General features: G+C 63.7%; 24 protein-coding genes, 6 tRNA genes and 1 riboswitch. Of the genes, 15 read left to right on the forward strand and 15 right to left on the reverse strand.

Features of this window, described 5'->3' with window-relative positions; genetic code table 11:
* Window positions 1-30 precede the first annotated feature (30 nt).
* From QMG25_RS15535 to QMG25_RS15570, 8 genes are all read right to left on the reverse strand, one after another.
* Window positions 31-1,644: a DUF6345 domain-containing protein gene (locus QMG25_RS15535; RefSeq protein WP_283461842.1), complete on the reverse strand. Its 1,614-nt coding sequence runs from the start codon at window positions 1,642-1,644 to the stop codon at window positions 31-33.
* Window positions 1,645-1,688: 44 nt separating this feature from the next.
* A complete protein-coding gene (locus QMG25_RS15540; protein WP_283461844.1) occupies window positions 1,689-2,663 on the reverse strand; it encodes a M12 family metallopeptidase in 975 nt (324 codons plus the stop codon).
* A 371-nt stretch (window positions 2,664-3,034) separates the two neighbouring features.
* A complete protein-coding gene (locus QMG25_RS15545) occupies window positions 3,035-3,601 on the reverse strand; it encodes a DUF3000 domain-containing protein (protein WP_283461846.1) in 567 nt (188 codons plus the stop codon).
* A 61-nt stretch (window positions 3,602-3,662) separates the two neighbouring features.
* Entirely contained in the window at window positions 3,663-4,790 is a 1,128-nt protein-coding gene (locus tag QMG25_RS15550; protein ID WP_502866424.1) for a threonine aldolase family protein, read from the reverse strand.
* The gene (locus tag QMG25_RS15555) at window positions 4,787-5,539 is read right to left on the reverse strand and encodes an SDR family oxidoreductase (protein ID WP_283461848.1); all 753 of its coding nucleotides are present in this window, start codon (window positions 5,537-5,539) and stop codon (window positions 4,787-4,789) included. Before QMG25_RS15555 ends, QMG25_RS15550 begins: the two co-directional genes overlap by 4 nt.
* Window positions 5,540-5,557: 18 nt before the next feature.
* Window positions 5,558-6,931 carry a DUF6421 family protein gene (locus tag QMG25_RS15560; RefSeq protein WP_283461953.1) on the reverse strand — a complete coding sequence of 458 codons (1,374 nt, stop codon included), beginning with the start codon at window positions 6,929-6,931 and terminating at the stop codon, window positions 5,558-5,560.
* A 130-nt stretch (window positions 6,932-7,061) separates the two neighbouring features.
* Entirely contained in the window at window positions 7,062-7,520 is a 459-nt protein-coding gene (gene msrB, locus QMG25_RS15565) for a peptide-methionine (R)-S-oxide reductase MsrB (protein WP_283461850.1), read from the reverse strand.
* Between the two features lie 14 nt (window positions 7,521-7,534).
* Window positions 7,535-8,026, reverse strand: coding sequence for a hypothetical protein (locus QMG25_RS15570; protein WP_283461852.1), 492 nt, complete (start codon window positions 8,024-8,026; stop codon window positions 7,535-7,537).
* A 123-nt stretch (window positions 8,027-8,149) separates the two neighbouring features.
* On the opposite strand from QMG25_RS15570, the gene QMG25_RS15575 reads away from it, so the two are divergent.
* The 3 genes from QMG25_RS15575 (at window position 8,150) to QMG25_RS15580 (ending at window position 11,011) form a co-directional block, all read left to right on the forward strand.
* Window positions 8,150-9,367 carry an alpha/beta hydrolase family protein gene (locus QMG25_RS15575; protein WP_283461854.1) on the forward strand — a complete coding sequence of 406 codons (1,218 nt, stop codon included), beginning with the start codon at window positions 8,150-8,152 and terminating at the stop codon, window positions 9,365-9,367.
* A gap of 394 nt (window positions 9,368-9,761) precedes the next feature.
* Window positions 9,762-9,914 carry a Cpe/LpqF family protein gene (locus QMG25_RS20625; RefSeq protein WP_502866426.1) on the forward strand — a complete coding sequence of 51 codons (153 nt, stop codon included), beginning with the start codon at window positions 9,762-9,764 and terminating at the stop codon, window positions 9,912-9,914.
* Between the two features lie 17 nt (window positions 9,915-9,931).
* Complete coding sequence (locus QMG25_RS15580) at window positions 9,932-11,011, forward strand: serine hydrolase (RefSeq protein WP_283461856.1); 1,080 nt, start codon at window positions 9,932-9,934, stop codon at window positions 11,009-11,011.
* A gap of 2 nt (window positions 11,012-11,013) precedes the next feature.
* Here QMG25_RS15580 and QMG25_RS15585 read toward each other — a convergent pair whose 3' ends face one another.
* The 4 genes from QMG25_RS15585 to QMG25_RS15600 form a co-directional block, all read right to left on the reverse strand.
* Window positions 11,014-11,907 carry an oxygenase MpaB family protein gene (locus QMG25_RS15585; RefSeq protein WP_349307150.1) on the reverse strand — a complete coding sequence of 298 codons (894 nt, stop codon included), beginning with the start codon at window positions 11,905-11,907 and terminating at the stop codon, window positions 11,014-11,016.
* Window positions 11,908-12,260: 353 nt separating this feature from the next.
* Window positions 12,261-12,758 (reverse strand): Cys-tRNA(Pro) deacylase, encoded by a 498-nt coding sequence (gene ybaK, locus QMG25_RS15590; RefSeq protein WP_283461861.1) that lies wholly within the window; start codon window positions 12,756-12,758, stop codon window positions 12,261-12,263.
* A gap of 8 nt (window positions 12,759-12,766) precedes the next feature.
* Window positions 12,767-13,225 (reverse strand): SufE family protein, encoded by a 459-nt coding sequence (locus QMG25_RS15595; protein ID WP_283461863.1) that lies wholly within the window; start codon window positions 13,223-13,225, stop codon window positions 12,767-12,769.
* A 134-nt stretch (window positions 13,226-13,359) separates the two neighbouring features.
* The gene (locus tag QMG25_RS15600) at window positions 13,360-14,283 is read right to left on the reverse strand and encodes a sulfurtransferase (RefSeq protein ID WP_283461865.1); all 924 of its coding nucleotides are present in this window, start codon (window positions 14,281-14,283) and stop codon (window positions 13,360-13,362) included.
* Window positions 14,284-14,550: 267 nt separating this feature from the next.
* On the opposite strand from QMG25_RS15600, the gene zapE reads away from it, so the two are divergent.
* Window positions 14,551-15,633, forward strand: coding sequence for a cell division protein ZapE (gene zapE, locus QMG25_RS15605; RefSeq protein ID WP_283461867.1), 1,083 nt, complete (start codon window positions 14,551-14,553; stop codon window positions 15,631-15,633).
* Between the two features lie 175 nt (window positions 15,634-15,808).
* Here zapE and QMG25_RS15610 read toward each other — a convergent pair whose 3' ends face one another.
* Complete coding sequence (locus QMG25_RS15610; RefSeq protein WP_283461869.1) at window positions 15,809-16,030, reverse strand: antitoxin; 222 nt, start codon at window positions 16,028-16,030, stop codon at window positions 15,809-15,811.
* A 125-nt stretch (window positions 16,031-16,155) separates the two neighbouring features.
* Window positions 16,156-16,217: riboswitch (guanidine-III (ykkC-III) riboswitch) on the forward strand.
* Window positions 16,218-16,230: 13 nt separating this feature from the next.
* Between QMG25_RS15610 and QMG25_RS15615 the strand changes: the two genes are divergently transcribed.
* Complete coding sequence (locus QMG25_RS15615) at window positions 16,231-16,545, forward strand: DMT family transporter (protein ID WP_283461871.1); 315 nt, start codon at window positions 16,231-16,233, stop codon at window positions 16,543-16,545.
* Between the two features lie 39 nt (window positions 16,546-16,584).
* Here the strand turns inward: QMG25_RS15615 and QMG25_RS15620 are convergent, their stop codons facing one another.
* Together QMG25_RS15620 and QMG25_RS15625 are read right to left on the reverse strand one after the other, a co-directional pair.
* Complete coding sequence (locus QMG25_RS15620) at window positions 16,585-18,045, reverse strand: MFS transporter (RefSeq protein ID WP_283461873.1); 1,461 nt, start codon at window positions 18,043-18,045, stop codon at window positions 16,585-16,587.
* A gap of 142 nt (window positions 18,046-18,187) precedes the next feature.
* Window positions 18,188-18,259: transfer RNA gene (locus QMG25_RS15625), tRNA-Val, on the reverse strand.
* Between the two features lie 523 nt (window positions 18,260-18,782).
* Here QMG25_RS15625 and QMG25_RS15630 point away from each other — a divergent pair.
* The 10 genes from QMG25_RS15630 to QMG25_RS15675 all read left to right on the forward strand — a co-directional run bounded on the left by QMG25_RS15630 (window position 18,783) and on the right by QMG25_RS15675 (window position 24,210).
* Window positions 18,783-18,855, forward strand: a tRNA-Gly gene (locus QMG25_RS15630).
* 24 nt (window positions 18,856-18,879) lie between these two features.
* Window positions 18,880-18,953, forward strand: a tRNA-Cys gene (locus QMG25_RS15635).
* Window positions 18,954-19,001: 48 nt separating this feature from the next.
* Window positions 19,002-19,073: transfer RNA gene (locus tag QMG25_RS15640), tRNA-Val, on the forward strand.
* Between the two features lie 50 nt (window positions 19,074-19,123).
* Window positions 19,124-19,196, forward strand: a tRNA-Gly gene (locus tag QMG25_RS15645).
* Window positions 19,197-19,278: 82 nt separating this feature from the next.
* Window positions 19,279-19,353 (forward strand) — tRNA-Val (locus QMG25_RS15650).
* A 118-nt stretch (window positions 19,354-19,471) separates the two neighbouring features.
* Window positions 19,472-20,068: a hypothetical protein gene (locus QMG25_RS15655; protein WP_283461876.1), complete on the forward strand. Its 597-nt coding sequence runs from the start codon at window positions 19,472-19,474 to the stop codon at window positions 20,066-20,068.
* A gap of 136 nt (window positions 20,069-20,204) precedes the next feature.
* Window positions 20,205-21,059, forward strand: coding sequence for a PD-(D/E)XK nuclease family protein (locus QMG25_RS15660; protein ID WP_283461879.1), 855 nt, complete (start codon window positions 20,205-20,207; stop codon window positions 21,057-21,059).
* A 96-nt stretch (window positions 21,060-21,155) separates the two neighbouring features.
* Window positions 21,156-21,719, forward strand: coding sequence for a peptide deformylase (gene def, locus QMG25_RS15665; protein ID WP_283461881.1), 564 nt, complete (start codon window positions 21,156-21,158; stop codon window positions 21,717-21,719).
* Window positions 21,716-22,636, forward strand: coding sequence for a methionyl-tRNA formyltransferase (gene fmt / locus QMG25_RS15670; RefSeq protein ID WP_283461883.1), 921 nt, complete (start codon window positions 21,716-21,718; stop codon window positions 22,634-22,636). The genes def and fmt overlap by 4 nt, the downstream gene beginning before the upstream one ends.
* Complete coding sequence (locus QMG25_RS15675) at window positions 22,633-24,210, forward strand: RsmB/NOP family class I SAM-dependent RNA methyltransferase (protein ID WP_283461885.1); 1,578 nt, start codon at window positions 22,633-22,635, stop codon at window positions 24,208-24,210. The genes fmt and QMG25_RS15675 overlap by 4 nt, the downstream gene beginning before the upstream one ends.
* Window positions 24,211-24,226: the final 16 nt, after the last annotated feature.

Consider the following 24,226-nt stretch of genomic DNA (forward strand, 5'->3'; position numbering starts at 1 on the left):
GCCATTGCTGGTCCCGCCGAAACGGTGTTCCTAGTCGAACAGCGGAGCATTGATCCAGTACCTCTTGCGGAAACCGCCGGCAAATTCGAGTTCAACGGCCTTGCGGGCGACCAAGGACGCATGGGAGCCCTGAATGTCATAGCCGACCTCGGTGCTTTCCGGAACAGTAGCGACCGAGACAGGCGCCTGCGGACCGGACAGGATGGTCCGCAAACGCGGCCCAAAAGCGCGAGCCAACGCTGTTTGCGGGTCCGTTTCACCGATGGCGCGCGCCAGCCCGCCCGGAGGTGCCGGCTCCCGAGTCGTGGCGCGTGGCTTGTCGGAGAGTTCCTCCACCGGCCGTATGCCGGAATAAACATCCGTGACCCGTCCGTCGTTGTCAATATTGATCCGCACCATGCCGCGGTCTGTGGTGATCACCGGCAAACCGTTGACGAGTTGCCGGTATTGCACCAGCGTCCCAGTGGTGAACGGATCCTCAACATGGCCGTCCCCCCTGGCTGAGACACCGCCTTCGCATAGGCTGGCAACCCTGTCCAGCACCAGCTCCGAACCTTCGTCGAGACCGAAGTCGCGCACTGCGGCCCCCGCTGCGGCCAAGGCATCGGACCGGGACAGTTGTGTCCGGTTCTCCAAGTTGGGCTGGTTGAGCCGTGCGGAGACAAGGCCGGCATCGTCCACAGTGACAGTCCTGCCGTCAGCGGCCATGTGGGCGAAGCTGCCGAAGGTCCGGGCGGAGCCCCCCTGCACGTTGAACCGGCCCGCAATGTCCCGCAGTGACCGGGAATTCGGCGGCGCGAGGAGCGCGGTGCGCAACTGGTGCGGCATTTCCATGGACGGTGCCCGGACCACGCTGGAAGCGGTGTCATACCACCGCCACCACCACCAATCCGTGCTGGCACGTTCGGCCGACAGGTAGCGTTCGTTGAAAAGCCTGTCCTGGGCCTGCTCAGGGCTGGCTCCGGTGGCGCATACGCTGGGCGCCTGGTCGTGGGCAATGTCCCAGCTGGAATTGAGCCAAGCTGAGCTGAGACTCTCGCCGGCCTGCCAATGCCGCCAGAATCCCGAGCCGTACCGTGCATCGTCCCAGCTGACCGTCTCGAATCCAAACATCATTCGCAGTCCCAGGTTGGCGTCCTTCCACGTGCGGAAAGGTGAATGGCCGTCCAGCACGCGCAAGGACGAACAGGTCGACCAGAAAACGTACCGTGCGTACTCGTTCCCCAGCCGCATGATCGACGACGTCGCCGTGCAGTCATCGCCCAGCCAGGGAGCGCCCATCGGGACGTAGAAGACGCCATTGGCGTCCATTCCCCCGTGGCCGCAATGATATAGCACACGGGAGGAATCCATGCCGTAAGTGTCTTGCCAATTGTCGTAGTCTTCACCGTAGGCCCACACTTTGACTCCCGCGTCAGTGAACCAGAAGTTTCTCGGCGTGAACTGCTCGGCGTAGGCCAAAAATCCGGCCGTGTCATCGTGGGTGAGGGTGAGCGAGCCCGTGTTGCAGAACGTTTCGACGCTGAACGCGCCGTAAAGTTTCGCGCCGCCCCGCGGGGCTTTGGCCCCGTCGGAGGCGGGGTCCTCCTGCCCTGCGGGGGCGGTGTCAGGGGGCGCAGGCTGTTGTCGCTGTTCGGTGTCCATGGTGTGGTGCTCCTTTGCGTTGATTGCTGTTCTGCGTGCCACAGTCACCAGTACATGACGGCGGTCTGGCCGGAGGCCCCGCTCCAGTACAGCCGGAGCCGGAGCACATACTTGCGGCCCTGGAAGAGCTTGAGGGAGAGATGGGAGTTCAAGTCGGTGCCGCCGTCGTCGTCACCGGCGAGGAAACGCAACTCGCCGTCAACTTCTTCGAACAGCACCATGACGGTGTCGGCCGTGCCGAAGCTGGAGATCTGGTACTCCCGGGACTCGGTTGGTTCGATCCGCGCGTCGGCCTGCTGCCCTGCCGTAAGTGACAAGGGCCTGGACACGAAGGGTTCCAGCTTGGGCGTGGTTGGTCCCAGCGGGGGGTAGAAGCGGAGAACCCATTCCTTGTCCAGTGTGGAGAGTCCGCCGGGCGGCCTCAGCCCCGCGTGGAAGCGGGCGGGTTCCACAATCAGCCCGGCCGGGAACCAGTACTCCATGACCGAGTCCGGGTCCCATTCGGAGCCTTGTACTTCGGCGACGGGGATCTTGCGCAGCACGTTGTTGTACGTCTGTTCGCGCGGCCAGAAATTGGGGCTGCCGGCGAAGTAGCCGTAGACCTTGTCCTCATCCCACACGATGCCTGCGAAGGGGTTCTGGTGTTCGTGCGGCATCCCCAGCGAGTGGCCGATCTCGTGCAGGGCCGTGGTGTGTCCGTAGTCGTCGGTGAGGTTCCAGCCAAAGTTCATGGTTGCCTGCGCCGCACCGATGCCCAAGGCATCGCGGCCCACGTATGACCATGAACCAGCATCCTGGTCGAAGGAGATGCGCAGTTCTGCTTCATTGGCGGTGCCCACCTCGGCGAACGCCAGGCCGATGCCCAAAGCCTTCCATTCGGCAAAGGCATCGCGGACGGCTTGGCGCTGTGGTTCCGGGCCTCCAAGCAGCGTGTAGTGCAGCACAGTCCCGTTGGCCCAGACGGCGGACAGGACGGTGAGGAGGTGTTGCCTCCGGTCGAGCATCCCCGGTGGGGTCACCCGCGGGATTCGGGGTTTGACTGCACAATACGGTCGGGCGGTTTCCGTGGGCATGGCTGGTTCCCATCACTAGGTTTTCCATCAGGTAAGCCAAGGCTATTGCTGCTCCCGCTGCGGGTCATGAGTGGGGGGACGCTCATGTTTTCTCCTGATGAGTCCCGACTGTCGGTGCCGGGCCAAGTGCGGCATCGACCGGGCTTGGGGCGTGGACCGGGCACAGGGCATCCACAGGCAGCGCTTGGCTTCCAAACGCCTTGGGCCGGGCCGTTGCCATGGGTTGGTCCCGATCAGCCCCGCTGCCATCCTCCATTGCAACGGGGGCGCTGGTCGATCAGCGGGGGCGCTGGTCGATCAGCGGGGGCGCTGGTCGATCAGCGGGGGCGCTGTGGCAGCAAGGTCACGCCGTCGGGCACGGGCGGCAACCCGGCAAAGGTGCCCACAATATTTGCCCACGCCTGAAGGTGCGGGCGGACAGCGGTGCCGTTTGGCGTCCACGATGCGCGCAGTTCAATGTCAATGGCGTCGGGGCGGGCGGCAAGCGTCCCGTAACTTTCGGACAGAACGCGGGTGGCGGTCCCGCCGGCGCTCGTGTAGGCGGCACCCTGTTCTTCCAAGGATTCGACGAGCCACGCCCAGGCGACATTGCCCAACAGCGGGTCGTTGCCCATGTCCGGTTCCAGCCGGGCGCGGATATACGTCACGATGCGGAAGGTGCCGTCCCACAGCGGGGATCCTTGTGGATCGTGGAGCAGGATGAAGCGCCCGGTGGCCATTTCGTCGCCGTCGACAATGATCTCCGCACCGAGTGCCACGCCGTACGGTGCCAGGCGGGCCGGGGCCGGAACTTCCGCGAGCATGATCTCGTTGCGTACCTTGCCCGCGCGCAACGATGCCAAGGCTAGTTGGAAGTCAGCGGGAAGCTGCGGGAGCAAGGTCACATTCGCAGATTATGACGCTGCAGGGTCAAAGTGTGGCAGGCGCGCCGCACCCGGCCCGGGGCTAGGCTCCCAACTCCGTCTGCAATGCGGCCACAAACGCTGCTATGTCCTGCTCCTGCGTGTCGAAGGAGCACATCCACCGCACTTCCCGGGCGGCCTCGTCCCAGTCATAGAAGCGGAACTTGGTGCGCAGCCGCTCCGCCACGCCCTCGGGCAGCACGGCAAAGACGCCGTTGGATTCGGTGGCCTGCGTGCAGTGGACGCCGGGCAGCGATTCGACGGCGGCGCGCAGCGTGGCCGCCATCGCATTGGCGTGGCCGGCCGAACGCAGCCACAGCCCGTCCGCCAGCAGCGCCAGCAGCTGGGCGGAGATGAAACGCATTTTGGAGGCGAGCTGCATGTTCATCTTGCGCAGGTAGACCAGGCCGTCCGTGGCCGTGGGGTTCAGTGCCACCACGGCCTCGCCAAACATGACCCCGTTCTTCGTGCCGCCAAAGGACAGCACGTCCACGCCGGCGTCGGAGGTGAACTCGCGCACCGGCACGCCCAGGAAGGCTGCGGCATTGGCCAGCCGGGCGCCGTCCATGTGCACCTTCATGCCCAGCGAATGGGCATGGTCGCAGATGGCACGCACTTCCGCGGGGGTGTAACAGGTGCCCAGCTCGGTGGTTTGGGTGATGGAGACGGCCAGCGGCTGGGCGCGGTGCTCGTCGCCGAAGCCCCACGCCTCCTTGTCGATGAGCTCTGGTGTGAGCTTCCCATTGAGAGTGGAGACCGGCAGCAGCTTCATGCCGCCCACTCGCTCCGGCGCCCCGTTTTCGTCCATGTTGATGTGCGCGGTGCCGGCGCACACCACGGCGCCCCAACGCGGCAGCAGCGACTGCAGGGCCAGCACGTTCGCCCCCGTGCCGTTGAAGACCGGGAACACTTCCACGTCCTTGCCGAAGAGCTGGCGCATCTCCTGCTGCAGGCGCGCCGTGTAGTCGTCGCCGCCGTAGGCCACCTGGTGCCCGCCGTTGGCCGCGGCCAAGGCGGCAAGGACTTCCGGGTGCACGCCCGAGTAATTGTCCGAGGCAAAGCTGATCAGCTTCGGGTCGTGCAATGTTGCGAAGGCCTGTGCTGTGGGGGCCTGGGTCGGGAAGGTCTGTGCCGTGGAGGTCTGTGGGGTGGGGGTGCTGCCGTTGGTCACTGTTCGCCTTGCTTCTTGGATGGTGTGGGCAATATCAGTCGCGCGCCATTGAGCTCGCCGGCCGGACGGGAAAACAGCCCCGTGGCCGTGCGGCCCAACTCGGCCACGTCGGTGAAGCCGGGGAAGCGGCGGTCGGGGGAGCGTTCACGCATGCCGGGGTCCACCAGCGCCTTCACCACAAGCACGACGGCGGCACTGGAGTTCTTTGCGTTGCTTCCAAACCCTTGGGCGACGGCCTGCACCCACGTTTCGGCGGCAGCCTTCACGCTTGCATAGTTGGCGTTGTCCGCGGTGGGTGCCGTGACGGTGGTGGAGGAGACGATGGCCAACCGGCCCACGGGGGAGGCCGTCAGATCGGGGTGGAAGGCACGGGTGGTGTTGCGCAGCGTGGTCAGCACCGAAGTGTGCAAAAAATCCCAGTCGGCGTCGCTTTGACCGGCCAGGCCGGAACCGCCGCGCCACCCGCCCACCAGATGGATGAGCCCGTCGAGGGGCCCAAAATCGGCGTGGATGCGGCGCGCCAGCTCTTCCACAGCTGCCGGATCCGCCAGGTCGCACACCAGGGGGACGGCACCGCCGGCGGCTTCGGCCGCCGCCGTGATGCGTCCGGCGTCGGACCCCGCGGTGAGCACTCGCATGCCAGCGGAAAGCAACTCGCGGGCCACGGCGATGCCGGCGGCGCTGCTGCCGCCGGCAACCAGCACGAGTGGAGATGCAGGGGGAGGAGACGCCAAGGGTGATTCAGTCATGTTCCCTACAGTACCCACTCAGGACGCCGTGGCGCCGGTGATTCCGGAGGTGGATTCAATGACTGCCGCCATCTTCTTGGAAAGGGCCTCATAGAACATGGAGAGCGGGAATTCGTCGTCCAAGACTTGGTCCGTGATCTCCCGCAGCGGCCCTGTCAACGGAAGGGCGCCGGGGCCCTTGGCCCACGTGGAGGCCGGGTTTGGCGTCAGCGTGGCGGAGACCAAGCGGTAGGCGGCGAGCCAGTGCGCCAACTTGGGTCGGTCGATGGAGCGCCAGTACAGGTCCTCAATCTCCTGGCCCAGGGCGATCACGGCCTCCGGCACGCCGGCCCAGTCAATGGTCAGGGTGGTGTCCGTCCAGTGCAGCACACGGTGTTGGTGCAGCCAGGCAAACAGCAGCTGCCCGCCCAAGCCGTCGTAGTTGCGCACGCGCGAGCCGGTGATGGCAAAGCGGAAAATCCTGTCAAAGATCACGGCGTACTGGACCAGTTTCGCGTGCCGACGTGCCTCGGGGGAGGCTGCTTCATCGTGCTCGACGGCCACGGATTCGCGGTACGCCGTCAGGTCGCAGCGCAGCTCCTCCAATGAATACAGGAAGTACGGCATGCGCTGCTTGATCATGAACGGGTCAAAGGGCAGGTCCCCGCGCATGTGCGTGCGGTCGTGGATCATGTCCCACATGACAAAGGTTTCCTGGGTCAGGGCCTGGTCGTCCAACAGCTCGAGCGCATCCTCCGGCAAATCCAACCGGGTCACAGCGGCGGCCTCCTTGACCACGCGGCGGAAGCGTGCGGCTTCGCGGTCCTGGAAGATGGCGCCCCAAGTGAACGTGGGTGTTTGCCGCACGGCAACGCTTTCCGGGAACAGCACGGCCGCGTTGCTGTCGTAGCCGGGGGTGAAGTCGATGAAGCGCAGCGGGACAAACAACTTGTTGGAGTAGCTCCCCGCCTCCAGCTCGCCAATGAACTCCGGCCAAATGACCTCTACCAGGACTGCTTCGACGTGGCGGGAGGTGGAGCCGTTTTGCGTGTACATGGGGAAAACCACCAAATGCCCCAGCCCGTTGATCCGGTGTTCCTGCGGGTTGAAGGCCAAGAGCGAGTCAAGGAAGTCCGGCACGCCCAGACCAGCGGCAACCCACTTGTTGAAATCGGCAGTGAGGAGCTCCAAATAGGCGCGATCGTGCGGGAAATGCCGGGCCAGTTCCGTGATGGAGGATTTGATGGTCTCGACGTGGCCGGTGGCCGCGGCATGGTCGGACGGCTCGGGCACCGAGCCATCCTTGACCTGCAGTTGGGCAAGCTGCGTCGCGGCGCCCTTCAACTCCACCCAGGCCGGGTCCCCGGCCAGGGTGCTGTAGTCGAATGTGCCGGCCGTGCCGGTGTTTTCCATGGTGATGCTCATGGCGTTTCTCCTTGCTGCGCTGAGCCTGCGGGTGGTCCCTGCAGGTCCTTTTTTCGAGCGTAGCAATGGGAAAGGAAAACTAATGCCCTAGATGGTTGAGCATAAGAAACTCTCGTGCTCAGTCCGTGGTGGAAGCCTCGGGCGACAGTTCCCGTGGTCCTTCCCGCAGTTTCAGGGAGACGGAGTTGATGCAGAAGCGCTCGTCGGTGGGCGTGTCATAGCCCTCGCCTTCAAAGAGGTGGCCCAAGTGGGAATCGCAGGCTGTGCAGCGAACTTCGACGCGCTTCATGCCCATCGAGTGGTCGTGCAGGTAGCGTACGGTTCCGTCGGCCAGCGGCGCGAAGAAGGACGGCCAGCCGCAGTGCGAGGAGAACTTTTCCCGGGAGCTGAACAATTCAGCGCCGCAGGCACGGCACTCGTACACGCCTTCCTGCATGGAGTCCCAGTATTCACCGGTGAAGGGCTTTTCGGTGCCGGCTTGGCGCAGCACCTGGTACTCGGCACGGCTGAGCTCCTCACGCCATTGGGAATCGGGCTTGACCACGGACGGGGCGGCGGGGGTTTCAGAAGTTGTCATGCCCTTTACAACGTTCAGGAGTCGCCAATAAATCCCGAATCAGAGTACAAGTGCAAAACCGGCAGTCCCAATTTCCGCTGCGCCTGGTTTGCCCAGTCCTGCCGGAAGGTGTCGGCGACGGCGTGCGGGCGGGTGACCACCACTGCCTGGCGCGCCCCGGTCTCTCCGACCTTGGCCACGAGGGAAGCAACGGCGTTGCCCTCGGCAACGGCCCCGGTGGCATTTGCTCCAACGGCCTCCAACACGGCGAGGGAACCCGCCAAAATCTCGCTCGCCTCTGCCTGGACCGTCTTGGCGTCGGGCCGCTCCCGGAATTCACGCAGCACGCCCGGGATGTCAAGCATCGTCAACTGGTCAATGACGTCGACAAAGAGGTTGCGTTTCGTGTCGGCCGGAACCAGCAGGACAAGCTCAATGTCGTCGTCGGGGCCATAGAGGTCGGTGATGTTTGCCACGTCGACGGCGGTTAGCGTTTCTTCGGTCAAAATGATGATGGCGTCGCTCATTGCTCCAGCATAGGCGCCATCGCCCCGGGATTCTTTGCGGCACGGCAGGGGTGTTCGAAGAAACTTGCCCATGCCCCGGTGCGCCGCTCGACGCGACCACACACCGATGGGCAGAATGGAGGCATGGCTACCTCGGATCAACAGTCAAGTGCATGGCTCAAGTGGGGTGCCTTGGGCGCCGCAGCAGCAGGAGCGGGTTCGCTTGCGGTGGTGACAGCCACCGCTGGATTGGCGGCATACTTCGCCCGGAGGGTGGTCACCCCGGAAAAACAACGCGTCGACGACCTCGCCATTTTGGCCGTCATCGCCGACGGTCCCAAGCTCCAGGTGGTGCTGGAAGCCACCGCCGACACCGTCATCGAAGGTACGTACGGCCTGTACTTCAACGGCAGCCGCGCCCACGCCATCATCGGGCCCATCCTCTCCTACGTGCCGAGGGAAGGCAGCGTCACCCGCGAAGTCCTGGCGGTCCACGGCGGGGACTTGCGCACTGCCACCTCCGGCTCGTGGTCCGGAAACCTGCACGCGAATCCCGATGAAGCCGGCCTGCCCTACGAGGACGTGACCTTGGAGCTGCCCGTGGGCCGGGCACCCGCCTGGCTGTTGCCCGCACCGAATCCCGGCCCCACGTGGGCCATCATGGTCCACGGCCGCGGCGCCACCCGCAACGAAGGACTGCGCGCAGTACCCACCGCGCACCGCCTGGGCATGAACGCGCTGCTGATGTCCTACAGGAACGACGGCGATGCTCCCGCCGCGCCCGACGGCCGATACGGGCTCGGGGTCACCGAGTGGGCGGACGTGGAAGCGGCCATTGACTTTGCCCTTTCCCGCGGCGCCAAGGACGTGGTGCTGTTTGGCAACTCGATGGGCGGGGCCATCAGCCTGCAGACAGCCGACCTTGCCCGCAACCGGAAGCACGTACTGGCGATGGTGTTGGATGCGCCCGTCATCAACTGGGTCAATGTGCTGGCCCACCAGGCAAAGCTGAACAAGTTGCCCGACTACATTGGCCGCTATGGCCAGCTCATGCTCACGCACCCGCTGGGCCAGCGGATTACGGGGCTCGCAGCTCCGGTGAATTTCAAGAGCATGGACTGGGTGAGCCGGGCCGTCGAGCTGCGGACGCCGTCGTTGATCCTGCACAGCATCGACGACGACTTTGTTCCCTATGAGCCCACAGCGGAACTGGCCAAACGCAATCCCGAGATGGTCACCTTTGAACCGTTCAGCAAGGCCCGGCACACCAAGGAATGGAATGTGGACCCGGTGCGGTGGGAGAACGTCGTGGAGGCTTGGCTGCGGCCGCGCTTGGGCAGGCGCGGCCTGCCGCGGGAATAGCGTCCGGTTCGCAGGTGTGGACTGCAGCTGTCGTGGGACCGTCACGACGGCAGCCAGTGGGGGGCGGCGTTACGCTGAAGTGGCAACGCAACACAGACAGCCATCAGGGTGACGGGGACTTCCCGAATTGAAAAGGACGTGGCAATCGTGTCTGCAAACCCCCGGAAACGTCGAGCACGCGCTCGAAGAGACGGTCCACCGGCGCTGCTCGACTGGCAGTTGCCGTGCCCGGTGTGAGCATGGGACTGGTGGCGTGTTCGTCCAGCGCCACTCCGCCGGACACCCCGGGGACCAGCAGCGCGAGCACCCCGACCGGTAGCCCAACCGGAACCCTGCCAGCAGCGCCGCCGGAACCACTGCCAGCACCCCGTCGCCTTCGTCACCGTCGACGGAGGTGCCTGACACTGCAGCCGGCAAGCAGCTTTCATGGTTGTTGGATGCAACCAAGAGCCTGCCCATTGACGCGCAGGTCGTGACCGAACACCTAAACACTGATTTCTTTAATGAGGTGCCCCGGAGAAGCTCAACGAAGTTCTGTCCTCGCTGACTCCCGAGGGAGGTCTGGTGCTGACGTCAATCGAGTCCAGCACGCCGTCGGCACTTATCGGGACCGTCAGCAGCAGCCAGGGACCATTGCAAGTCAGTCTGTCAACGCAGGCAGACGGGAAGATTCAGGGACTGTTGTTCAAGCCGGTACCCACAACCACTGGCACACCCACTTCGTGGGGTGCGGTGGACCAGCGGCTTGCCGCTCTCGCGCCGCAGGTCGGCATGCTGAGTGCCGAGGTTGAGAAGGACGGCAGTTGCACACCGGTCCACGCACTGAATGAGCGGCAAACACGCCCCACGGGATCGATGTTCAAGGTGTACGTCTTGGGCGCGGTCGCCCACCAGATTGATGCAGGCGAGCTGAAATGGGACCAACAGCTGGAGATCACCGAACAGGTCAAGAGCCTGCCGACCGGAGTGTTGCAAGACGAGCCTGCTGGCACCATGGTCGGCATCGCCGACGCCGCGACCAAGATGATCTCGATCAGCGACAACACCACTGCAGACTTGCTCGCACAAACTGTTGGCCGGGCCGCCGTCGAATCGACCCAGCACGCCTTCGGCTCTACCCATGCCGAGAGAAACGTGCCGTTCTTGCGCACCAAGGAACTGTTTGTGCTCAAGGGCGCCGACTACCCCAAATACGCCGACGCCTACCTCCAGCTCAGCCCCGAGGAACGTTCACAGTACTTGAGCGCAACGATCGACCCCGTCCCGCGCAGCAAGATCACAGGATGGCAGGAGCCCCGCGACATCGAAAAACTGGAGTGGTTCGCCTCGCCCCAGGACTTGTGCAAGGCTTTTGCAGCGCTGGACTCGCTTGCTTCCAAGCCGGGCCTTGAACCGATCTGCACCATCATGTCAACCAGTGACGGCGGTCTGGGCCTTGATCCGAAGTCGTGGCCCTCAGTGTGGTTCAAGGGCGGCGCGGAACAGGGAGTCCTGTCGCTGGGCTGGAAGGCAACCAACGCACAGGGCCGAACTTTCGTGACGGCAATGATGACAGCCAACCCCAAGAACGCGATCAACGCCGGAGCCGCCGCAAGCGAATTGGCCTCGCTCACACGCGGAGCGTTCGCGTTGGCGCAGAAATGACATCACGACGGCCCATGATTCGGACGGCTGGTTGGCTTCATGATGTTTTCCGGCCCTATATCTGCAAGGCGGTAGCCGGTGGGGTGCGGGCCGGATACTTCCTCGCCGGGCACAAAGTGCGCCCTGGTGACTAGCGGACGACGGCGGTGGATTGCGTTGCGTGTCTCCAGAACCATGCGCAGGGCTGCCTTGGAAGCCCTGTTGGCGCGGTGGAGGCCGAGTGCGTCGGTGAGGCGGTCGTCGTCGAACATGGCAGAAAGCATGGTCCTGGCAACCGGTCTGGCTAGCGCAGGGAGTCTGGACTTGAGAACTTGGACGGTGCCGGCCATCAGTTGGACGCCGGCGGGAGAGTGGGCGATGTCAACACGCTCGTAGTGGTCGAAGAACCGCTCCGCTTCCGTCAACGTCGCGGGGATGGCGGCGATGTTCATGCGGGCCCCCAGCTCTTGATAAAAGCGCGTTGCTGCAGCCTCCTCTGCCAGCGTCGGGGCGCGCCAAGCGTGACCGCGGGCCCAGCGGATCGGGACGTCGAGGAGCGTGAGCAGGACGTAGAGGAAGTCGTCGTTGCTGCCGGGGACGTGGCGGTGGACGCGGTTGAGCAGCCGGATCATGTGGCGCCCGCGTTCGCTGTTGAGGCCACAGGCGATGAGTTCATAGGTCACAATGGCGGTGTCGAACGTGCGCTTCACGGGGCGCTGGATGATCTCGCCGTTCCGGTGCAAGGTTGCAGCGATGCCGGGGATGGCGAAATTGCGGTAGTAGGCCAGGAAGAACCCAAGTTCAACGTCAGCTGCGAGGTCGTACAGCACCATCTGCCGATAGGTGGCTTCCCAATCGCCGGGGTCGGCGGCCGTTTGACGGTGGACGCTCTCGGCGAGGCCGCGATGCATTTCCATCAAGAATCTTCCCATCACCGCGCCGCCGATTGTTCCGGCCGCGTTTGTTATTCGCCTATAACTTGTTGGAACCAGCCCAGGGCCTTTGTCCGGCGGCTACCAGAATAGGTTGCTGGACCCCATCGGGGAGGACGAGCAGTGCCTTGAAAGCTACGGTGCGGGCCGTCGTTGAGGTGTTCGCTACCCGGGCGGATCTGGAGGCACGGAACGAGTACATCCCGGTGACACTGAAACGGTTGGGGGTGGCCTATTTCCCAGCACGTATTGTCCCGGGGCGACGATGGCCGGCCTCCATGTTCCCGCCGACCACGAATCGCACACTGGGATCCATGGCTGCTGCGAGGCAGGTCTGCTCAGGCAGGGTGGCCGATCTGCGCAGTCATGGCATGGGTCAAGGTGATGAGGTCTCCGGGGGAGAGCTCGACGTCGAATCCCCGGCGTCCGCCCGAGACGAAGATGCTCTCATGTGCAAGAGCCGATGCATCAAGGACGGTGGGGGACTGCTGGCGCTGGCCGAGCGGGGAGATGCCGCCGAGCACGTAGCCGGTGCGTCGCTGTGCCAAGGCAGGGTCGGCCATCACGGCCTTTTTGTGGCCAAGCGCGTGGGCGAGGGCTTTCAGGTCTAGGGTGCCGTTGACGGGCACGATCGCCACCGCCAAGGCGCCCCCGACGTCTGCCATCAGCGTCTTGAAAACGCGTTCCGGGGCAATGCCAAGAACCGTGGCTGCCTCCATGCCATAGCTGGTGGCGGCCGGGTTGTGGGCATAGCTGTGGGGTATAAAGGCCACGTTGGCGGCCGTCAGCGCAACAGTTGCCGGCGTGCTTGCACCCGCTGCTTGTCGTTTGGCCATGGAAGCAGTCAGGCAGCGGGGCGGAGTCCGCCGTTGATCTTCCGCTTGACGCGGCCCAGCATGGCGCTCATGCCGCGCATGCGCAGCGGGGAGATGGCACGGGTCAGGCCCAGCTGGTCCGGCATGTCGTCGGGTACGGCAAGGATTTCTTCGGCTGTCAATCCGTCGAGGCCTTCAAACAGCACCGACGCAAAACCGCGCGTGGTGGGTGCTTCGGGGGGAGCCTGGAAGAACAACCTGACGACATCGCCGTTCGGTGTCTTTTCCGACTCGACTGTCAAAAACAACGGCGACTGGCATTCCAGGACCTGCTCGAGCAACTCCGGGTGATTTGTGAGGCGCTCAGGCAGGGCCGGCAGGGAACGGGAAAATTCCAGCAGCAGCGTCAGGCGGTCGCGTTCTTCCAGTTCCTGGAAATCCTCGACGATCTCAGCCAGTGCGGGGGGAAGTGCTTGTGAAGTAGTCATCGACTAAAGCGTACGTTTCTTTTCGGTGGAAGGTGAAACAGAGGAAAGTTGGTCCCGGAAGCGTATGGGCCCACGCGCCCGAGGGGCCCAAAGTCCAGACGCGCCAGCGGCTGAACTTTGGGAGGGCGTGGGGACTAGTTCTTTGCGGGCAGTTCGCCGCGTTCGGTGCCCACGGCGATGGGAACACGCACGGCGTTGCCCCATTCGGTCCAGGAGCCGTCGTAGTTGCGGACCGTGTCGAAGCCCAGCAGGTACTTCAGCGCGAACCAGGTGTGGCTGGATCGCTCGCCAATGCGGCAGTAGGCCACGACGTCGTCCCCTGCCGCCAGTCCGGCTTCGCCGAGGTACAGGGCCTCGAGCTCTTCGCGTGAGCGGTAGGTGCCGTCTTCGGCCGCGGCACGGGCCCACGGGATGGAGGCAGCCGTGGGGATGTGGCCGCCACGCAAGGTGCCTTCCTGCGGGTAGGCAGGCATGTGGGTGCGTTCACCGGTGTATTCCTCGGTGGAACGGACATCGATCAGCGGGTTCTTGCCCAAGTGGGCCAGGACGTCTTCCTTGTAGGCGCGGATGGGGGCGTCGTTGCGCTCCACCACCGGGTAGCCTGCGGACGCGGTGACGGCGGTGGCGTCGGTGGTCATCTCGCGGCCCTCGGCAATCCACTTGTCGCGGCCGCCGTCGAGCAGGCGAACATCTTCGTGGCCGAACAAGGTAAAGACCCACAGGGCGTAAGCGGCCCACCAATTGGACTTGTCGCCATAGACCACAACTGTGGTGTCGCGGGAGATGCCCTTGGCCGTGGCGAGCAGGGCGAAAGCGGCGCCGTCAATGTAGTCCCGGGTGACGTCGTCGTTCAGGTCCGTGTGCCAGTCAATCTTGACTGCTCCGGGGATGTGCCCGGTTTCGTACAGCAGCACGTCCTCGTCGGACTCCACGACCACAAGGCCGCCGTTGGCAGTGGCCCCGCCGGCAATGGCCTCGGCGAGCCACTCGGTGGACACAAGCCGCTCCGGGTGGGCGTAGGCTGCGAACTTCTCATTCGATTCAACTGCAACAGGCATGGTGCCCTTTCTCTTATAACTGCTCAGGCCGGGGCCGCCGAAGGTATTTCCGGGACCGTTCCGTGGCCGTGAGGTGCAGATTAGCGTTCCGCCGCGAAAATCTTGGGTGCGGCAGCTATTCCCTACTATCAGCGTAACGAGTTGCCCCGCCGTTTACTTCCTTGGCCGTTAACGCAACGCAATATGCCGTGGGTATTCTTGTATCCATGAGCCGTGTGTCGTGTCCGGCATGCACTGTCGGAAGAATCTTTATGATCGGAATCATTCTTGGTACACGTTGAGCAACTATCCACCCGCCGTCCGGCTGTCTCGGTCGCGGAACTGTTGCAGGGTTTTGTCCCGTCCCCGCGCTTTGGCAAAGTTTCCTTTGACACGTACCGCCCGGACCCCAACCAGCCCTCGCAGTCCCAAGCGGTGACGTTGCTGCAGGAATTCGCCACCGGCACGGCGGGGAAACCGGCCGGCGGCCTGCGCAAGCTCTTTGGCGGCAAATCCAAGGGAAGCGGCAAGGGATCCGGGGCCAAGGGTGCGGGCAAGCGCGCCGGTGTCTACCTCGACGGCGGCTTTGGCGTGGGCAAGACCCACCTGCTCTCTTCCCTGTGGCACGAAGTTGAGGGGCCCAAGGCCATTGGCACTTTTGTGGAGTACACCAACTTGGTGGGCGCGCTGTCCTTCCGCAAGACGGTCGAGGCGCTGAGCCAGTACAAACTGGTGTGCATTGACGAGTTTGAACTTGACGATCCCGGCGACACGGTGCTGATGTCGCGATTGATGCGTGAACTGGCCGACGCCGGCGTGAAGCTGGCAGCGACCTCCAACACGCTGCCCGGTTCACTGGGCGACGGACGGTTCGCCGCCGTCGACTTCCAGCGGGAAATCCAGGTCCTGGCCGACCAGTTCGAGATCCTGCACATCGACGGCGAAGACTTCCGCCACCGCGGACTGCCCACCCCGCCCAATCCGGTGGCCAACAGTGAGCTTGATGCGCGCATGCGCGCCGATTTCGGGGACCGCACCGTGGCTGTGGACGACTTTGGCACGCTGGTGGACCATTTGGCAGGCGTCCACCCCTCCAGATACAGGCAGCTGCTTGACGGCATCGATGCCGTGGTGTGGCGCAATGTGGCCACCATTACCGAACAATCGGTTGCACTGCGCTTTGTAGTGCTGGCCGACAGGCTCTACGACAGGGACGTGCCAATCCTGGCCAGCGGGGCACCGCTGGACCAACTGTTCACCGAAGAGATGATGACAGGCGGCTACCAGAAGAAGTACTTCCGCGCGGTGTCGCGCCTGACAGCTCTGGCCCGTGAAGCCCAGGAGGCCACAGTTCCCCAACCCGTGAGCTGACGGGGCACGGCAGCTGAGGGCGTCCGCGGGGCCCGTGCAGGATCCACTCCCGTACCTATGTCAATGCCAAAAGTGTTTTAACGCCAAAAGTGTTTTAACGCCAAAAGGCGCCGGTGCCGTCGTCACGACGGGACCGGCGCCCTCTTTGACGCTCTGGACACGAGCGAAGGACCAGCTACTTGGCTGAACCGTCTACATTGGGTTGGCCGTCTGCCTTGGCTGAACCGTCTACATAGTCGGAAGTTGCCTTTTGGGCGGAGTCAATCTGGTCCTTGTACTTGTCACCAGTTTTCCCATCGACCCAGTCGCCGGACTTTTCGACGCCACGTTTGATGGCGTCTCCATGTTTGTTGACCAATCCTTCGGCCTTGCCCTTGACATCGTCAAAAATAGACAACAGGCACCTCCCTTCGCTCATGGGGTCCTTGCGCCCCAACTTTTCTTAGCCTAGTTCCCGCCTGCGCTTTGTCAAGGGAAATTTTGCTGGAATCCGGAACGAATCGTTGCCATGTGGCACACTGGTTTGAGCCACTAGGCACCCGGACGAGGTGCGCCGTACCCGGACAGCGACAAGACGGCGCCGAGGAGATGCTTTTCATGGCGTGGGTTGTTTTGGTTGTTTCGGGATTGCTGGAGGCCGTGTGGGCCACTGCGCTGGGAAAAAGTGAAGGCTTTTCCAAAATAGGTCCCAGTATTGTCTTTGTTGTTGCCGTTGTCGTCAGCATGTTCGGACTGGCCTGGGCCATGCGCACGCTTCCAGTGGGGACCTCCTACGCGGTTTGGGTGGGCATTGGCGCTGCCCTGACGGTCAGCTATGCCATGCTCACGGGCACCGAGGCCGTTTCGCTGGTGAAGATCCTGTTGCTGCTGGGCCTGGTGGGCTGCATTGTGGGCCTGAAACTGGCCCACTGACTTTTTCCGTCAGGCGCTGTCATGGCAGCGGTTTGCCAGCTACTCGCCTGCTCGACGCGAGCGCAGGTCCGCATAGCCCACAACCAGCGTGAGGACCACCAAGATGAAGATCGTGGTCAGCCCTGCGATAAACGCCATCGACCAGTTGCTGAATCCCAACACCGTGAAAGCCACTGCAGTGATCAAGGCGATGCCCACCGAGGTTCCGATGCGCTGGCCGGTCTGCATGATCCCGCCCGAGCTGCCCGCGTACTCCAGCGGCACCTCGGCCAGGGTGAGCGTCTGGTTGGGGCTGATCACAGCCCCTTGCGACACCCCGACGAACGTCAGGCTCAGCAGCAGCCACCATTCACTGGCGGCGCCGATTGCTTGAAGCCACACCACCAGGATGCTGGTAGCGAGTCCGAACAAGCCAAAATACAGCCCACCGACGACGACCTTGCGACCGTACTCGGCAACTTTGCGCCCGCCCCACAACGCCGCTATGCCCGAGGCGATGGCACTGGGCAGCCCTACCATCCCGGTCGCCAGGGCGCTGTGGCCCAGCCCATCCTGGAAGTACAGCGCAATCAGCACCCAGATGCTTGTCATGCCCAGAAAGTACAGGCCCACCAGCAGAGTTCCATTGGCGAAGCTCTTCACCTGAAAGATCCCGAGATCAACCATTGGGCTCTTGCCGAGGCGCTTGTAACGACGCTCCCACCACAGCCACACTGCCAGCAGGACGCCCCCGAAGGGGAGAACTGCCCAGACCAGCGCTGATTCCCTTGACTCCAGGAAGGGGAAGAGCACAGCAACCACTGCAAGCCCCAGAAGGACCGCGCCCACCATGTCCAAGTCCCTGCTCTGCTTCGGCACGCCGGGAACAGCCAGCCCTTGGCCCTGCCTGCTGTTGAGCAATGGTTTGGGAAGCCACAAAAATGCAAGGACGATGGCAAGAATACCCACCGGAAGATTCACGAAGAACACCCACCGCCAGCCCTCCTGCACCCCGGCTGCGTGAATCAGGAGGCCGCCGAGCAACGGCCCCGCCGCCACCGAGACACCCACCACACCGCCGAAGACACCGAAGGCCCGCCCCCGCTCGGCGCCCCGGAAGTACTGCTGAATCATCCCGATCATCTGCGGGTTGAACAGGCCCGCCGCGATGCCCTGCAACGCCCGTGAGATGTTCAGCCAGAGTGCATCAGGGGCGAATCCTGCGGCGGCGGAAGTAATTGTGAACAGTGCAACGCCGATGATGAACAAGGGTCCGCGCCCAAAGAGGTCACCTGCCCGGCCTGCCGAGACGAGGCCGATGCCGAAGGTGAGCGCATATCCGGAAAGCACCCACTGCAACTCCGATGTGGATGCTTCCAGCCCTGTCTGGATTGATGGCAGCGCCACGGTGACGATGCTGACGTCGATCAAGGACATAAAGAGCGTGACAGCGAGAACCGTAAGGATCCGCCAGCGACGCGGATCGGGAATGTATTGCTGGGTACTCTGTCCGTCGATCACTGGCACAACCTTACTTAGCGTCTTGAGGGGTGTCGACGTGCCCGCGTTGCCGTGCACGCGCCGGCAACGCGGGTGGTGGCCCGACGGCGCGAAAAAGCCCCTCCGGCCAGCGTTTCTGCTGGTGGGAGGGGCTTTTTGATCGTGGGCGATACTGGGTTCGAACCAGTGACCTCTTCGGTGTGAACGAAGCGCGCTACCACTGCGCCAATCGCCCAAAGTCGCCTTCACAGCCCGTCAAGCGGGTTGTGCGCGTTCCTTGGTGCGTTCAAAACAATAGCCCAAACTGCTGCGCACTCATAATCGTCCATGTTCGAACGCCTCCTTGTGCAACGGACCGCATGGTGGTGTCCGGGGATGGGGCGCCACCGGCAGTGTTGTGCCAAGAGTGTTGTGCCAAGAACCAGCTGGCACCCAAGGCGCCCGAAACGCACAGGGGAGTGTCCGGCGTCGTGCCCGGAAAAGAGTGAATGTGACGAGCACCTCAGGATTGTTTCTGCTCGAAAACGTCGAAATCGAAACAAATCGGGCCCAAATGGGGGCATTGAATGACATGCATGTAATTCGAATGGAAACGCGAAATCCCCGCCAATTCAACGATGCAGGCACCTCGCCGGCTTGGGAAGCGAAACCGGGAGCGGGCCGATTTGGTGTTTGGGAAAAAGCTCGGGTATTGTTTTCACCGCAGCAACACGGACTACCGAAGCGGAAACGCAAGCGGTAAGAAAATGTTACTCACTGCGGTTGTAGCTCAGCTGGTAGAGCACCACCTTGCCAAGGTGGATGTCGCGAGTTCGAATCTCGTCAACCGCTCGCAAGACACCGTTCAGTTTTCACGGTGGGGTGGCCGAGAGGCGAGGCAACGGACTGCAAATCCGTGCACACGGGTTCGAATCCCGTTCCCACCTCCATTAGGCTGATCCAAAGTATTTTGCTGTAGAGTACAGCGGAATGCATTTGGGCGATTGGCGCAGCGGTAGCGCGCTTCCCTGACACGGAAGAGGTCACTGGTTCGATCCCAGTATCGCCCACGAATGAACTTGTTCATTCATCCAATGAAAGTTGGGCAAAAGAAGTAAATGCGGTCGTAGCTCAGCTGGTAGAGCACCACCTTGCCAAGGTGGATGTCGCGAGTTCGAATCTCGTCGACCGCTCGCATATATATGGATGGACTGCCGGAAGCCGTGAGGTTTCCGGCAGTCTTGTTCCAAATCCGGATGTTGATCCAACGAATCCGGGCGATTGGCGCAGCGGTAGCGCGCTTCCCTGACACGGAAGAGGTCACTGGTTCGATCCCAGTATCGCCCACCAGTACACCAGGCACCCTGACAGGGTGCCTTTTCTATTAGCTGCCGGACCCTGTGACAACGTGTAAGTTGCTTTTCCGATGGGAGCCGGCCGCCGTTGCGAGCAGGGATGGCGCAAGCGCATGTCGATTGAAACGTGGGTCTGGCTCGGTGTTGCGGTTTTTAGCATTGTTTTTACTACGGGCTTTGGGATGTGGGCGAAACGCCGACCCAACTTGGACAAAGTCACCAAGGGCGCCGTTCGCCAACCAAAGATCATTCCCATCTTTGGCTGGATTCTGCTGGTCGTGGGTGCGCTGCTGTTCTTGCTTTCCATCCCGCTGATCATGGAGTCCAGTGCTGGTATTGGTCCTTTGGCGAGCGGGGCGGGCATGATGGCCTTCGGCGGCGTCTTCTTGTTGATTTACAAGAATTGGTACGTCTTGGTACGTCTTGGTTCGTCTTGGTACGTCTTGGTGGGTCCGGATGAGATTGTCAATCGAAGTGTTTTCGGCAAGATCAAGCGCATCCGTTACGACTCCATCCGCCGATACTCCTTCACGACAAACGGTGTTGTTCCCATGGTCAATGTTTGGGGGCTCGACGGCGTCGGAATCTCCGTGAACAGCTCAGCCTTCAACGTTGATCCGCTGTTGGACGTTCTTGAGCATCACCTGCACCACGGCGGGTGGCCCCACGAGGTTGCGGGGAGCGGGGACTACTACGGCGACAAGCGGTAGCAACGGGCGGCCCCACAACTCCGTGCGAGCAAACCAGTTGGGGCGAGGTGATCCGTATGCCGCCCAGGGCCTGGTTATCCACAGCTTCCTGCCCGCACCGACACCGAGTGTTGGCAGCTAATGGAATAGTAGAGGCATGAGCGCACCAGCATTGGCACACAGCACCGAATTGGGGCGCATGTACGCCCGTTCCCTCCAAGACCCGCCCAAGGTCCCTTCCATCACCACGGTCATTGGCCAACAGTCCACCTCCCTTGACGGCTGGATTGGCTACATGGCAGCAACTGCCGTGGCGAAGCACCCGGACCTGGGCGCCAGCATTGGCAATCCCGGACAATTGCGCACCGTGGTGCGCGACAGCTCCAACGCTGCAGAACAGTTCCGCGATGCCGCAGCTGCCCGCGGCGACAGGGTGCACAACTACTGCGAGCAGGTGGCACTTCGTGTGCTGGACCGCCCGCACCAGCTGGCGGAAGCCAAGGACGCCCTTGCCGAAAACGGCGAAGGCGACTTCGCGTTGCGCTTTGACGCGTGGTGGCAGGAGTACAACGTGCAGCCGTTGGCCCCGGAAATTACCGTGTGGAATGAATCCCTGGGCTACGCCGGCACCCTGGACCTGGTGGCCACCATCGGTGGGAAGCTGTGCATCATCGACTACAAGACGAAGGGCACGGACCGCAATGGTCAGGTAAAAAGTCTTGATGCGAAGGTGGTCATGCAGCTCGTGGCCGGGATGAAGGCGGAGGAATCCATCATCGATGAAGCAGCAGGCACTTGGGAGGCATGGAAGTACGGCCAAGACCCGATCCTGCTCGGTGTTGCCATCGGCGAGACGGAGGTGCGCACGCTTCGGGCCAACCCGGAGGTCTTGAAGGCGCACTGGTTCAAGTTCGCGTCGCTGCGACGGGTGTGGCAAACCTCATTGGATGCCTCATCCGCAGGCACGCCGTTGCTGGACATTTCGCCACCGCCGGCCCCGGCAGCCAACTAGACTTGAGGCACCAGCTCTCCCGCGCGCCGAAACCGGTCCGCAGCACCACCTGAGCAATGACACTCGTGCAACAACATCAAAGTGAGGTGCCCACCCATGGCCATCCTGAGCATTCGCATTATTGGCGACCCTGTCCTGAGAACCGTCGCCGAGGACGTGACGGTTTTTGGGCCTGAGCTGGCCAAGCTCATTGAGGACATGCACGAAACCATGCTCGATGTTCGCGGTGCCGGCCTGGCAGGACCCCAAATTGGCGTGAACAAGCGCCTCTTCACGTATTCAGTGGACGGGGCGGAAGGGCACATCGTCAACCCCATCCTGGTGGCCAGCGACGACTTTGCCCCGGCCGAGCCCGAGGGCTGCCTGTCGGTGCCCGGCATGGGTTTCACCCTGGCCCGTTACCGGTGGGTGCGGATTACCGGCGTCGACATGCACGGCGCCCCCATCGACCTGGAAGCCACCGGCACCTTGGCCAAGTGCTTCCAGCACGAAACCGACCATCTGAACGGCAAACTCTATGTTGACCGGCTGGAGGGCGAGGACCGCAAGGAAGCCCTGCGCGCCATCCGCATGGCCAACTACCACGACGTGACGGCCGGGACCGTGGCCAAGCGGGCCCGCACCGTGGGCTCGGCCTTTGGTGCCGGGGCCGCCCAATGAGGGTCTTGTTTGCCGGAACACCAGCGGTGGCGCTGCCCTCCCTTGAAGCCTTGCGCGCGGCCGGACACGAGATTGTCGCCGTCCTGACCCGCCCCGACGCGCCGCTGGGCCGCAAACGGGTCCTCACGCCGTCGCCCGTTGCCGCCCGTGCCGCCGAGCTGGGCCTGCCGGTCATCAAGGCCAACAAGGTCGACGCCGAGGCTGCCGCCGCCATTGCTGCCGCGTCACCCGACGTCGCGGCGATCGTCGCCTACGGGGCGCTGGTGCCGGAAAGTGCGCTCGGAATTCCGGCGCACGGCTGGATCAACTTGCACTTCTCGCTGCTGCCGGCCTGGCGCGGCGCAGCCCCCGTGCAGCATTCGGTGATCAACGGAGACGAGATCACCGGGGCGTCCACGTTCCTGCTGGAAAAGGGCCTCGACACCGGACCGGTCTTTGGCACCGTGACTGAGTCCATCCGCCCCTCCGACACCAGCGCGGTGCTGCTTGAGCGGCTCTCCCACAGCGGTGCCATGTTGTTGGTGCAGACCATTGACGGCCTGGCCGCCGGGGCTCTCGGCGGAGTCCCGCAGCAAGGGGAGATTTCCCTGGCCCCCAAACTGACGCTCGAGGACGGCCACGTGCAGTGGGACAGCCCGGCACTGGCCATATCGCGGCGCATCCGCGGGGTCACCACCGAACCCGGCGCATGGACCATGCTGGAGGGGCAACTCTTCAAGCTGGGCCCGGTGCTATTGCGGACCGATGTCACGGACCTGGCACCGGCCCGGCTCCGCATCGAGGGAAAGACCGTCCTGGTGGGCACGGGATCGCATGCGGTGGAACTGGCGGAGGTCCAGCCTGCCGGCAAAAAACTTATGAAAGCAACGGACTGGGCCCGCGGCCTGGCCAACAAGGAAGATGTGGTGTTTGGATGACCAGCGAGCAAGGCGGACGTTCGAGCCACCGGGACCAGCAGGGGCGGCCGGAGCACTCCGGCGGTGTCAAGCGCAGGGACGCCTCGGGGCGCGAACGCAATCGAAGCACCGGAGCGAACCGGACGGACACGGCCCCCGGGCAGCGCACCCGCATCGCCGACCCCGCACGCCTGGTGGCCTTTGAAGTTTTGCGCGCCGTCTCGGCCGACGACGCCTACGCCAACCTGGTGCTTCCCACCCGCATCCGCCGGCACGGCCTGGATCGCCGCGATGCCGGCTTCGCCACCGAATTGACCTACGGCGCGCTGCGCGCCCAAGGCACCTACGACGCCATCCTGGCCAAGTGCGTGGACCGCCCGCTCAGCGAGCTGGACCCCGCCATCCTTGACGCGTTGCGCATCGGCGCCCACCAGCTGATGGCCATGCGCGTGCCCACCCACGCCGCACTGGACCAGACGGTGGGCTTGGCCCGTGCCGTCATTGGCGCCGGCCCTTCGGGTCTTGTCAACGCCGTGCTGCGCAAAGTTGCGGTCAAGGAATTGCCGCAGTGGCTCGAGGAGCTGACGGAGGGCCTGAGCGACGAAGTGAAAATCGCCTCGATCGAGCACTCGCACCCCGAGTGGATTGTGCGAGCCATGCGCCAGGCGCTCGTGGCCCACGGCCGCGACGTTTCCGAAATCACGGCCCTGCTCGAAGCCGACAACGCCGCCCCCGTGGTCAATCTCGTGGCGCTGCCGGGCCTGGGAGACTTGTCCGAAGCCTTCGATGCGGGCTTCACGCCCGGGGAACTCGTGGCTGACTCCGCGCTGTCCTCCGGCGGAGACCTGAGCCGGCTGGAGAGCGTGCGCGAAGGTTCAGTCCGTGTGCAGGACGCCGGTTCGCAGCTGGTGGCCCGCGCCCTGGCCGCCGTCGAGATTGCCACCGATTTGGGTGCCACTGAACAGAACGACGGCGAGGAGCGCTGGCTTGATATGTGTGCCGGCCCCGGCGGCAAGGCCGCCCTGCTGGCTGCCTTGGCTGCTGAAAAGGGCGCCTGGATTCTTGCCAACGAGCCCTCCGCCCACCGTGCCAAGCTGGTCTCGCAGGCCCTCGGCGCCGTGCCGGAAGACACCTGGACGGTACGCACCGGCGACGGCCGCGACATTGGCCGCGAGCACCCCGACGCCTTCGACAGGATTTTGGTCGATGCACCCTGCACGGGCCTGGGCGCATTGCGCCGCCGCCCGGAATCGCGCTGGCGCCGCCAGCTCTCCGACGTGGGCGAGCTGGGCCGGTTGCAGCGCGAGCTGCTCGACTCTGCCCTGGCCGCCGTCAAGCCCGGGGGAGTCGTGGCGTATGTGACGTGCTCACCCCACGTGGCCGAGACCATCGCCGTCGTCGACGACGCCCTGCGCAAGCGGGACGACGTTGAACTGCTCGACGCCGGCAGCACCCTTGACTCCGTCAGCCTCAGCGGCGAGCTGCAGGCCGGCAACCCCGCCTCGAGCATTCCCGAACACCGGAAAATGGCGCAGCTGTGGCCGCACATCCACCAAAGCGACGCCATGTTCCTTGCGCTGATCCGCAAGAACTAATCCGTGAGAATCAAGC

The sequence above is a fragment of the Arthrobacter sp. H35-D1 genome (assembly GCF_030063185.1).
Taxonomy (GTDB): Bacteria; Actinomycetota; Actinomycetes; order Actinomycetales; family Micrococcaceae; genus Specibacter.